The organism is Mycobacterium sp. (genome assembly GCF_019247615.1).
Classification (GTDB): Bacteria; Actinomycetota; Actinomycetes; order Mycobacteriales; family Mycobacteriaceae; genus Mycobacterium.
This window is the reverse complement of the sequence record NZ_JAFBAT010000228.1, coordinates 1-10943: the sequence shown is the minus strand read 5'-3', so window position 1 is coordinate 10943 and position 10943 is coordinate 1. Positions and strand designations below refer to the sequence as shown.

Annotated in this window: 11 protein-coding genes and 1 tRNA gene; 6 read left to right on the top strand and 6 right to left on the bottom strand. The window is 66.1% G+C overall.

The genetic code is table 11. The features are described from left to right. The 3 genes from JO059_RS15920 to JO059_RS15910 all read right to left on the bottom strand — a co-directional run. Nucleotides 1-143, bottom strand: a 143-nt coding sequence (locus JO059_RS15920) for a WXG100 family type VII secretion target (RefSeq protein ID WP_042798136.1), incomplete at its 3' end; no start/stop codon positions are given. A gap of 147 nt (nucleotides 144-290) precedes the next feature. Then, nucleotides 291-1460, bottom strand: a complete 1170-nt coding sequence (locus tag JO059_RS15915) for a PPE family protein (protein WP_293320341.1) — start codon at nucleotides 1458-1460, stop codon at nucleotides 291-293. Nucleotides 1461-1515: 55 nt separating this feature from the next. Then, the gene (locus JO059_RS15910; RefSeq protein ID WP_293320339.1) at nucleotides 1516-2361 is read right to left on the bottom strand and encodes a PE domain-containing protein; all 846 of its coding nucleotides are present in this window, start codon (nucleotides 2359-2361) and stop codon (nucleotides 1516-1518) included. A 354-nt stretch (nucleotides 2362-2715) separates the two neighbouring features. Here JO059_RS15910 and JO059_RS15905 point away from each other — a divergent pair. The 5 genes from JO059_RS15905 (at nucleotide 2716) to JO059_RS15885 (ending at nucleotide 5305) form a co-directional block, all read left to right on the top strand. Then, nucleotides 2716-2789: transfer RNA gene (locus JO059_RS15905), tRNA-Leu, on the top strand. Nucleotides 2790-2969: 180 nt separating this feature from the next. Then, on the top strand, nucleotides 2970-3359 hold the full coding sequence (locus JO059_RS15900; protein WP_293320337.1) for a DUF732 domain-containing protein: 390 nt from the start codon (nucleotides 2970-2972) through the stop codon (nucleotides 3357-3359). Between the two features lie 359 nt (nucleotides 3360-3718). Next, nucleotides 3719-4042: a hypothetical protein gene (locus JO059_RS15895; protein ID WP_293320335.1), complete on the top strand. Its 324-nt coding sequence runs from the start codon at nucleotides 3719-3721 to the stop codon at nucleotides 4040-4042. Nucleotides 4043-4131: 89 nt separating this feature from the next. After that, the gene (locus JO059_RS15890) at nucleotides 4132-4452 is read left to right on the top strand and encodes a DUF732 domain-containing protein (RefSeq protein WP_293320333.1); all 321 of its coding nucleotides are present in this window, start codon (nucleotides 4132-4134) and stop codon (nucleotides 4450-4452) included. Nucleotides 4453-4522: 70 nt separating this feature from the next. Continuing rightward, nucleotides 4523-5305 (top strand): hypothetical protein, encoded by a 783-nt coding sequence (locus JO059_RS15885; RefSeq protein ID WP_293320331.1) that lies wholly within the window; start codon nucleotides 4523-4525, stop codon nucleotides 5303-5305. 20 nt (nucleotides 5306-5325) lie between these two features. Here JO059_RS15885 and JO059_RS15880 read toward each other — a convergent pair whose 3' ends face one another. From JO059_RS15880 to JO059_RS15870, 3 genes are all read right to left on the bottom strand, one after another. Next, complete coding sequence (locus tag JO059_RS15880) at nucleotides 5326-5997, bottom strand: cutinase family protein (protein WP_293320329.1); 672 nt, start codon at nucleotides 5995-5997, stop codon at nucleotides 5326-5328. Nucleotides 5998-6338: 341 nt separating this feature from the next. Beyond that, nucleotides 6339-8597 (bottom strand): MMPL family transporter, encoded by a 2259-nt coding sequence (locus tag JO059_RS15875; protein WP_293320327.1) that lies wholly within the window; start codon nucleotides 8595-8597, stop codon nucleotides 6339-6341. Between the two features lies 1 nt (nucleotide 8598). Beyond that, on the bottom strand, nucleotides 8599-9570 hold the full coding sequence (locus JO059_RS15870; RefSeq protein WP_293320325.1) for an oxygenase MpaB family protein: 972 nt from the start codon (nucleotides 9568-9570) through the stop codon (nucleotides 8599-8601). 170 nt (nucleotides 9571-9740) lie between these two features. Between JO059_RS15870 and JO059_RS15865 the strand changes: the two genes are divergently transcribed. Further along, a complete protein-coding gene (locus JO059_RS15865; protein ID WP_293320323.1) occupies nucleotides 9741-10727 on the top strand; it encodes a squalene/phytoene synthase family protein in 987 nt (328 codons plus the stop codon). Nucleotides 10728-10943: the final 216 nt, after the last annotated feature.

Genomic DNA, 10943 nt, shown 5'->3' with positions numbered 1-10943 from the left:
TGCCCGCTCCAGCCCGCGCCCGCGATGTTCATCGACGACGCCCACATCTTGCGGGCCTCGTCCTCAACCGTCTGCGCGTGCACCTCAAAACGACCCGCCATCGCCCGCATCTCGTGCGGGTCAGTCATAAAACGTGTTGCCATGTTGCCTTTCTCCTTGTCTCGAAACCTTCAGATTGTGAAGTCTTTGTCGGTCGTGCTCTATGCGGCGGTTGCCGCATGACGGACAGATTACGGCCTAGTGCTAATTTGCTCGCCTCAAATGGATAAATGTCCTCCCTTTTTCCCGTATCAGACAACAACCTTGGGCATGACGGTCGGCTTGAACCCGTACCGCGGAGCGGCGTAGGCGCCGGAGCCCTTGGCCAGCGCCCCTGCACCCGGCATCCCGGGCATCGCGGCAACCGGCGCGGCCTCCTCGGTCGCGGCCGTCCACCCCGACCCCTCGAGCGGCGCGGTGGACGAAGCCAGCGTCGCCGGCGTCGCCGCCGACCAGCCGGCCGGCACCGACAGCCCGCCGACCGAGCCCGCCTCGCCCATTGCCGCCGTCGCCCCGGCGCCGAGGCCTGTCGTCGACCCCGTGAGGGTTGTGCCGAAGCCCAAACCGGCCCCGAGCGGGGTGACGTCGTCGACGAACGGGGTGAGGCCTGCCGGCGAGGTGGCAATGAGGTGCCCGAGGCTGGGGAAGACGGAAGTCATATTCCCCTGGAACCACGCCGCGGTGACACCGACCTGGGCGATGGAGTTCTGGACGGCCGGGATCGAGGCCCATTTGCCCAGCGACGGGACCGTGCCGCCAAGCGTCGTCAGTGAGTTGAGGTTGGAGAGCCCGTTCTGCACGCCGGAGATGATGTTGTTCAAGCCGGCGCCCTGCGCGGGCGTCGACGCGGCCTGGGCGGTCGCGGCGGCTTGAAGGCCTCCCGCGGCCGGGTTGGTGCTGGGCGACGCCGGCGCGATCGGGTGAAGGATCGCGGCGGCCGTCGAGGCGGCCTGGTAGACATGCATCGTGAGGGCGTCCTGGACCCAAAACTCGGCGTATTGGGCCTCGGTCGCCATGATCGCCGGCGTGTTGATGCCCAGGAAATTGGTCGCCACGAGCGCGGCTAGTTGCGCCCTGTTGGCGGCGATCACGGGGGGTGAGATTACGCCCGCAAACGCGGCCTCATAAGCGGCCGCCGACGACGACGCCTGTGCGGCGGCCTGCTCAGCCGCCGCGGCCGAGGTGGTCAGCCAGGACACGATCGGCTGGGCCGCGGCCGCCGCGGCGGCCGATCCCACGCCGGTCCACTGCTGTGTGGTCAGCGTCGTGACGATCGACTCCCACTGGGTCGCCGTGGTGCTGAGCTCGGCGGCCAGATTGCTCCAACTCGCGGCCGCGGCCATGAGCGGGCCCGAGCCCGCCCCGGTGTACATGAGGGCGGAGGTGATCTCCGGTGGAATAGCTGCAAAATCCAAAACCATTTTCTTATCCCGTCTTTGTGACTGAATTTGTTCTGTTAACCAGCCGGCCCGATCGCTAGACGGCCGTTGGTTTGGGCATGACGAGGGGCTTGACGCCGTAGCGCGGGGCACCGAACCCGGCGCTGTTGCGTGCCGCCGCACCCACTCCGGGCATCCCGGGGATGATCGTTCCCTGCCCGGCCTGCGGCGCGGCGGCGGTCCAACCGCCGGTCTGTGGCCCGATCGGGCTGACACTTGACACCGTGGTCACCGTCCCGGCCCAACTCGGCGGCACCGACAACTTGCCGACCATGGTCGCCGAGCCCATCCCACCGGTCATTGGCATCGCGCCAAGACCGGCCATGCCGCCCATGCCGGGGACGACTGCCGGCGCGCTCGTGCCCGCGAGGTCCGCTGCGGAAAACCCGGTGAGGCCGGCGGCGGCGTCAGACGGAGCCGACACCGCGCTAAGAGTGCCGGTTATCAACCCGATGTCGTCCGACTGAGCGGATGCAAAGTTCCCCCCCTCAACGAGCCCGATGGTGGTTCCGCCGCCTGACGGGCTGAACAGCCCGTTGTTGCTGGTGAGGAAGCCGTACAGGGTGTTCAAAACGTTTCCGCTGGCGGCCGCCTGGCTCGCGTTGCTGGCCTCGGTGGATGAGTACGTCCCGGAGCTGAGCCCGAGAGTGCTCGCGAACTGCTCTTGAATGCTCTGAGCTTCTGCGGCGATCTGTTGATACAGGTTGCCGTACGCCGAGAAGATTCCCGCCTGCTGGGCCGACACCGGGTCGGCGGCTGCGGGAGCGAGGCCCGTGGTCGCGGGCGCGGCACCGGCGTTCTGCGCGGTCAGTGAACTGACGATGGCTGTCAGCTGTGCCGCCGCGGCTGCCAATTCTTCAGGCACTGTTGTCAGAAGTGACATGTATCGCTCCTAGTGTGTAAACCATCCGACTCCATGTACGGGGCCGGAACTGCGAGTTGCGTACGGGCCGCTGATTACTGGCGTAAGGCTAGTGATCCTGCGGTCCAGAGTCGTGACCGAAAGGGCTCTGGTGACAGCCGTTTACGGCTTCTTAACGCCGACGCGAGCATTTGTAACAAGCTCCTGTCGGGCGACATAACTGCGTCACCTGGTCGCCCTCGCAGCACGGGAAAAGACCGCGCGGAGCGCGGGATGTTAAGCGAAGACTGGGCCGGGCGCACGTTCGGAATCTGGGCAATCTTGAATGGGGCGCCACGCCCCGGATCCGCCTTCGCGCGCTACATTCGCCGCCGGGCCCCCATAGCCCAATTGGCAGAGGCAGCGGACTTAAAATCCGCCCAGTGTCGGTTCGAGTCCGACTGGGGGCACTTCAGGGGATCGCCCGTCGGACGTCGAGCCAGAGCAATCGCGCGCCGACCGACGCAGCACTGACCACGACCCGCGCGCAGGGTAGTGATAAACGGCCGCGCACGGCGTCATTCGCTTTTAACAATTCGGTTTCGCGCACGACATGCGAACCAATCGCCACTCTGGAACCATCGGAGCCTATGAGAATCCTTCTGATGCTGGCAGGCCTCGCCGCGACGATCGGCCTGGCCGTTCCCGCGCACGCCGATGACACCGACGACCAATTCCTCGCCGCGGAACAGGCGGCCGGTATCCACTTTGACGACCCGGCCAAGGCCATCGCGGCCGGCAAGTCGGTGTGCACAATGGCGAACGGCGGTGCCGGTGGTCCGCTTGCAGCCCCCCCGGGCAGCGGCAACATGAGGATGGCGAATATCGTGCTGGCGATCCATAACTCCAACCCCGGACTGGATTGGACTAAAGCCGCCGACTTCACGCGGATCGCGGACAACGCGTACTGCCCCGACGTGCCGACGGACGACTTGGCCACCCTCAACTGGGATGCAATGTCTCAAGGCGGGACGCACTAGTCCTCTGCGGGCGAGCACGCACCGCTGCGAGTTCGCCAGACGCAAGTGACGATCCACAATCCCTATTGGGAGGCGGTGAAGGGCTGCGTCGAGATCGATGAGCGGCTCGGGGGCAACCCGGTAATCGGTTACTTCAGCCCGGACCGAACCGTCGAAGAGAATATGGCCCATTCGCCGAACCGGGTTAGGCTCGTCAGAAAGTACTGCTGGGCCGTTCCCGATCCCGACACCGTGGCGTTCGTGGCCAAGCACGCTCGGGGCGGCTTGGTCGATCCGATCGCGGGTACGGGCTACTGGGCCTACCTGCTTGGCCAGATGGGTGTGGACGTCGTCTGCTACGACCTCAACCCGGGTAAGGCATGCTCACCAACGGTTGGCACGGCGAAGACCTCTATGCAGAGGTTCACGCCAAAGACTGCGCCGAAGCGGTCGCCCTGCACCCTGACAGGACACTATTCCTTTCGTGGCCGCCCCATGGCCGGGATGTCGGCGCGCGCACGTTGCTGGCCTACGAGGGGAAACGCGTCATCTACATCGGTACCGGGCGCGGTGGCGAGACCGGCGACGACCAGATGCACAAGATACTCGAAACAGATTGGGCCGTAATCGATTCCCACTTGCCGGTGCAGTGGTGGGGCCTACATGACCGGGTGACGGTGTACGAGCGTGGCGCCCGAAGGTGAGTCAAGCACTTCCGCTTCTCCGCTCCGGGGTGCTTTCCGACGAATCGAGCCGACAGGACAAACGCGCCGGGCTGGGCGATGATGGGGCGATGCGTCTGTCCGTAGTGCTCGGCGGCCTCGCCGTCATCATCGGCCAGGCCGTGCCGGCGCAGGCCGACCCGGCCCCCGCGGACCCGGCTAAAGATGCGAGCTTTCTGAGCCAGCTCAGCCAGGCGGGCATCACCTACAGCAACGGGCCCGCCGCCGTCGCGGCCGCGAGAACGGCGTGCAACATGATGGACTCGGGTCAGAAGCAGATCGACGTCATCAAGCAGGTGATGAGTCTCAATCCGGGATTCGGCCTCGCCGGCTCCGCCAGGTTCACCGCGATTGCCTCGGCCGTCTATTGCCCCGACTACTTCGGCAGGTAGTACGCAGACGACCAACCCCGCACGCACGCGTTGATAAACCGCAGTGACCGGCCTCATACACTGACCGATCGTGGGGATGCTTTGTGGCTTTGCGCCGTGGATCGTCTATTGGGTACTGGTCGGAAATGGTCCGTTCGCCGTTGCCGCCCTGATCGCGCTGGCGGTGGCCGTCGGCGCATTGGCGATGGCAGCTGTTTCCGGTCGGACGTGGCACTCGCTTGAGACCGGTTCTGCCGCAGTATTTTTGGTGCTGACCGTGCTGACGTTTGCCCTCGGCGACTCGTTCAACCAACGATGGATCCTGCCCTTGAGCTTCGCCGGAATTCTGGTCGTCGCGCTCGTCAGCGTGCTGGGCAAGAAACCGTTTGCGCGAGAGTTTGCCGCCGCGGAACAGCCGGGCGACGTCGTGAAGACCGAACTGTTCGAACGGATCGTCATGCTGCTGACGTGGCTGTGGATCGCCGCGTTCGCCGGCATGACGGTGTCGTCGGTGATCCCGCCGATCGGGAATGCGACCGCCTCGATCCTCGACACGCGGACGCCGCTGTCTTACGTCTGCTACTGGGTCATCCCGTTCTCGGTTTTCGGCCTGGCGGCGCTCGCTTCGCGCTTACTGCCAGCCCGCATGCTTGTCGGGATCGACGACCTCGTCCGGGAGACCTCGTTCGTTGCCTACGACGAAGCCACCATCGACGAGCTGTACTACCTGGCCCAGGAACATGCCAATCGGGAGGTCGGTCCCGGCAAGGAGGCCTACAACGTCAAGGTCGGCGGGATGGGGATTCCGCTCACCGGCGATGAGTCGCGAAAATCGTGGCCCTCGACGTACAAGGTGCGCGACAAGCGGCACTAGCGACCGGTCATCCGCCCGCGCTAGAGCTGGTGGGCGACGAATTGCGCCGCCTGCGCGGCCATCCCCGACTCCACATAGACCCGATGCGCGGAGGCATCGTTGCCCGTGGAGCACACCGGGTCCGCCCCGTTGCACAGATCGATCGCCTTGGAGCCGAACAGCGGACTCAGCGCCGTCAGTGGGCCCCCGACGCGGTTGGTCGGATTTCCGAAGACGGCCACGGCCGCGACGTGGTCGGCGATATCGCTCGGGAGGGGATCCCCGTAGCCGAAGGTGGCCTGCCCGGGCACGGTGATCAGGTCGACGACGGCGGCTCCCTGGGAGAACCCGCCGAGCACCACCTTGGTCTGCGGGCACGACGAAACCACGCCTTCCACGAAATGCCGGGCGTCGTTTGCGCCGTCGACCGCGCGGAAGAAGTCGTAGGAGGCCGGGTAGTCGACGGCGTACAGGGCCACAGACTTGCCGCCCACCAGCGAGCGCAATGAGTCGACGAATGCCTGACCCACACGTCCCGGGCCCGGCGGCTCGTTGGTGCCGCGCGCGAACACGACCTGGATGTCGGGGCAGGTTCCCGCTCGCCCGGTGTGCGCACCGCCCGGGTCGGCAACCGATACGGGCGGCGAGATCATCGTCGCGGAAGCCAGCGCGGCGCCCAGGCCAACGAGAAGCTTGGTCGCCCTCTGTCTCATGCCTCAGGCCTTCCCGTGATCGCGGCGCCCAGAGCGCCGCGGTTTGACAGTTCCCACTGGTGAAAGCTTCGGCCGACGGCGATCGAATGTCGTCAGCGCTAGCGTCCAGATCGGCTGGGTGCAGACCGGAACTTCCGCCTCTCCGGCCCGAACATCGTACGCTGTTGTCAGGCAGTGGGTTTCAGCAATGTTGTCGAGATCACGGTGAGAGTCCCGTCACGCGCGTCCGTCACGTACAGAAACTCCCCATCGGGACTGAGTGTCACCGCGGCCGGGGTGGGCGCCGATGCGTTATCGAGCGCGGCGATGTCGACGGACGTCCCGTCGCACCGGACATCCGCTCAAGACGCCCCATCCGCCGTGGAGACTTCACTCGCTCCCGTGGCGGTACCCTCGTTGATCGCGAATCGTTCGTGCAGCCGCAGCAACGATCTCGGGGCCCACCAGTTCCATTGGCCCAGCATGTGCATGAAGGCCGGCACCAGCACCATCCGTACCAGCGTCGCGTCCGCCAGGACGGCCAGCGCGAGACCAAGCCCCAGCATCCGCGTCAACGACACCTGACCTGCGATCAGAGCGGCGAACGATATCGACATCACCAGCGCGGCCGCCGTGACCACCCTGCCGGTGCGGGCCAACCCGAGGGCCACGCTTTCGTCGTTCGCGGCCCGGGAGGAGTCAGACACCAGCCAGTACTCGCGGATTCGGGACATCAGGAATACCTCGTAGTCCATCGATAGCCCGAAGGTGATGCAGAACAACAACACCGGTACGGCAATCATCAGCGTGCCGCTGGGGGTTGTGCCCAATGCGCCGAGGTGGCCGTCCTGGAAGATCCAGACCAGCGCGCCGAAGGCTGCCGTCAGCGATAAGAGGTTGAGTACCAACGCTTTTACCGGCAGCACCACGCTGCCGGTGAGCAAGAACAGCAGAACGAAGGTGACCACGGCGATCAGCGCCAACACCAGCGGCAGCCGCGACGTAATGGCTTCCATGGTGTCGCGACTGACTTGCGCCGTCCCGGCCATCTCTACGGCTCGGCCGGCGGGACCGGTCACGTCGTGCAGTCGGTCGAGCAGGACGTCGGAAGCATGGGAGAACAACGGCGCGTTGGTGGTGACGGTCAGGAATGCGCTGCCGTCGTTCCACCCGGTGGGCGCGGCGGCCGGCCCGACCCGGTTGCCGGCCACGTACGTCGCGGTGGGCGCCGTCACCGCCGACACGTCGGGCACCCTCGACAGCGCGGCGGCGTAACCCTCGAGGTCGGGCGGGCTCAACCCGCGAACGTCCGGGACGACGATGGGGATCGCCATCGCCGGATTGTTCGCGAAGTCGGTGCGCAACTGGTCGCCGACCTGCCGTGCCGATGCCGACCGGGGGAGCACGCGGTCGTCCGCGTAGCCCCATCTCACCCCGATGAATGGCGCCCCGAGCAGCAACAGCAGCGCGACAACGGCAAGGCCGATCGGCGCGGCCCGGTGCATCACGAATTTCGTTGACCGGTACCAGAACAACTGCTCCACCGGCTTGCGCACAGGTTCGGGGCGATGCAGCACCCCGCGAGCCAGCCGACGTACGTCCAGGGAGTCCAGCCGCGGCCCCAGCAGCGCGATCGCGGCCGGGGTCACCACGATGGCCGCGACGGCGACGAATGCCACGGTGGCCACTGCCGCGTAGGCGAAAGACTTCAGGAAATACATCGGAAACAGCACCAAGAACGCCGTGGACAACGCGATGGTGGTGGCCGAGAACAGCACCGTGCGCCCGGCGCTGGCCATGGTCCGCACCAGCGCCTCATCGGGAGGGACGCCGTCGGCCAACTCGTCGCGGTAGCGGCTGATGATCAACAGGGTGTAATCGATTGCCAGCGCGAGGGCTACCGCAGTCGTCACGTTGAGCGCATAAGTCGACACCGGGGCAACCAGGGTGATCGACCGCAACACCGACATCGAGCCCACCATGGCGAACGCGCCCAGCAGCACCGGCAGCGCCGCCGCCAGCAAGCCGCCGAACACCCACACCAGCACCACGAAGCTGAGCGGAAATGCGATCAACTCCATCAGCAACAGGTCGCGCTCGTTTTGGTGGAGCACCTGCTCGAACACCACCGGTACGCCGCCTGCCCGAACAGAAACGCCGTCGCGGTCGTGCACCACCTCGTCGGAGAGCGACCTGGCGTATTTCTGAGCGTTGTCTTCGCCGCCCCTCAGGTTGGTCAGGATCAACCCGGACTTACCGTCCTCGCTCACCAGCCCGCTCGCCGCCTCGGGCGGCGACGTCCAGGGCGAGGACACATTGAACACGAACGGCGACTGTTGCAAATGGACCGCGATGTCGGTGCCGACGCGACGGGCCAGCTCGCTTGTCGCGCCGCCCGGCGCAGATACGACAATCCACATCTGCTGATCGCTCTGCCCGAACTTGTCGGTCAGCAGCTTTGCGGCGTTGGTTGACTCCGACTTCGGATCCTGAGCCCCGCCCGCCGACAGACTGCCGGCCACCGGAACGCCGAACACCGCGGCCGCCACCAGGACCAGGGCGGCCACAGCGAGGATTCGCCGGGGCGCGGCAAGCGCGAGTCGAGCAATTCCCTGCAGCACGCTAGCGGTGCCGGTTGATCATGGGCATACGTTTCCTCCTGCGTGGCGGAATGTAATGCGTCGGCTGGCCGCGCCGGTCGTGCGGCGGCGCCAGGAATGACGGCGCCTCCGCCAGTGGCGCATCGGCGGCGATCTTCCCGGCCGCCCGCCGATAGGCTGAGCGCGCCCGCGGATGCAGCCGAATCATGTTGGGCAGCAACGAAAAAACAGTGTTCACGGCCCTACCGAACAGGCGAAACATCACGTCGTCACGAGCGGTCCACCGTATTCCGGCCTTCTCACGCACCACCGGGTCGAACACTCCCGCGGCGATCCAGCGCTGCAGCGCGAGGAAGGGTCTGTACATCTGGTCCCACACCCTCGTCGGCAGCGGCACAAATCCCGGTCTGGGAATGCGGATCGTGAAGAGATCGAGGGTGGCCTTGTTGAATTCGAGCTCGTCGCGGCACATCCGCTCCCAGTAGTCCTGGAACCGCTCCCACGTTTCCGGCACTGGTCGCATGCTCATCCCGTACAGCCGATACCACTGCACGTGCTCGTCGAACAGCTGGCGCTTGTCGGCCTCCGCGAGCCCGCCCCAAAAGTGCTCCGCGGTCTTGATCAGGAGCATGAAAAACGTTGCATGGGCCCAATAGAACGTGTCCGGATTCAGTGCGTGGTATCGCCGGCCCGCTCCGTCCACGCCCTTGATGGTCTCGTGGTAGCCGCGGATCTGTTCGGCGGTGCGCGCCGCGCGGTCACCGTCGAAGACAACTCCCGCGATGGGGTAGGTGGCGCGAACATTGCGTTGCACCGGTTCGCGCAGAACGGTCGAGTGCTCCTCGACGCCCGCCCCGAGTCCCGGGTGCATGTTCTGCAAGGCGCCGATCCACAGGCCCAATAACAGCGTGCGCAGGTCACCCAGGTAGTTCCACGTCAGCGAATCTGGCCCGAGGGGCTCGGGCCGCTGACTCGTCGCGGTTGGCGCGCTCACGCTTCCTCCCAAAGTGTCAGCCTTGAGAGTAATTGACCGCGGTGTCGCTAGTGCCCGCAATCGGCCTCCTACATTTTGTCTTCTGGGGTACGTTGTGTCTCTCTTCGGCGATGGGGTTGTTTGTGCGGTCGTGGCGACATTGCTTAGATGCAGCAGGGATCCGGGGCCCCGTGCGCGCCGACTATTCGGCGGCGGTGCGATATCTCCGGCGCAGGCAGATCGCTGCCTGGGCGGGGTTGCGGGTTTTGGTCCCGCCGGAGCGTCAGCCGCACGTCGCTGCTGCCTCCGCGCTGGCGCGCTACACCGACGACCTCTGCGACCGCGGTCCGGTCGAGGGGCGCAAGCAGCGGTTCGGCGAGTGGGCCGCCCGGGTGGGAAGGGCGTTGGACACCGGCGGTTCAGATAATCAGCTCATCCGGGCATATCTGCACTCGGAGAGTGTGTTAACCCTGTCCCGACAGTGGATCGGCGCCTACCTGGCGGGGACTCGGACTGACGTGGAGTTCCACGGATTCGCTGATGAGGCCGACTACCAGCGGTACATCGACATCGTCGCCTTACCGGCCCTGATGTTGGTCACTGAGCCCGTGCTGCGCCTGGTCTCGGACACCTGCTTCGAGGCCTCCGCCCGCCTCATCGCGGACGGGACGCAGCGAGCGGAGTTTCTCACCGACCTGTTCGAGGACCTGCGAGACGGGCGGCTGGCCCTGCCGGCGTGCGATCTCGAAGCGCACGGCGTGACTCGCCAGGACCTCAGGGACGGACGGGACACACCAGGTGTGCGGGCTTTGATAGCCGCCACGGCCTCCGCTGCGCGTGCCTCACTGGTGCAGGGGGAGCGGATCGTCGATGAGGTTGCCCCTGAGTATCGCCCGATGCTTCATGGTCTGATCGGCGTGTTCCACAAGCGCCTGGACGACGTCAGCATTCGCGGAGCGGCGATTACCCGCCGCCCGTATCAGGACGCGCCGGTCGCGTGCCTGCGCCTGCTGGTCAGTTCCCGACGTGTTGGTGATCGGCGCAAGTCGAGTCCCACGGTGCGGAGCGCTTCATCTCATCGTTTCGGTTCGCCGGCGAAAACCGCTGCCTACGAGGGAGAGTGGTGCGAAGCGGCGTTGCGGGCGTCGAGGTCGGACGAGCGGCCCGTCCGCTCTTGAAAATCGTCCGGTGCCGGCGGGTCGACTCGGTGCGCCAGAAGTGAAGTCACGGTCGCGTGGGTCAGGCTGCGGGGCCCCGCCGCGTACCGCGTCGAGGGTTTTGAAACCCGACGGCACACGGTCAGCAACGTGATCGATCTGGCGCCGGGTCTCTCGGCGCGGGCGGCTCTCGAGCCACCGAGGAGAGCGCTCTTGCGTTGGCCGACGCCGTTCACG

Excerpts from the sequence above, each read along its gene's own strand:
- JO059_RS15895 (WP_293320335.1), top strand. The coding sequence starts at position 3,719 with ATGCTCACCAACGGTTGGCACGGCGAAGACCTCTATGCAGAGGTTCAC.
- JO059_RS15910 (WP_293320339.1), bottom strand. The coding sequence starts at position 2,361 with ATGTCACTTCTGACAACAGTGCCTGAAGAATTGGCAGCCGCGGCGGCA.
- JO059_RS15880 (WP_293320329.1), bottom strand. The coding sequence starts at position 5,997 with ATGAGACAGAGGGCGACCAAGCTTCTCGTTGGCCTGGGCGCCGCGCTG.
- JO059_RS15900 (WP_293320337.1), top strand. The coding sequence starts at position 2,970 with ATGAGAATCCTTCTGATGCTGGCAGGCCTCGCCGCGACGATCGGCCTG.
- JO059_RS15915 (WP_293320341.1), bottom strand. The coding sequence starts at position 1,460 with ATGGTTTTGGATTTTGCAGCTATTCCACCGGAGATCACCTCCGCCCTC.
- JO059_RS15890 (WP_293320333.1), top strand. The coding sequence starts at position 4,132 with ATGCGTCTGTCCGTAGTGCTCGGCGGCCTCGCCGTCATCATCGGCCAG.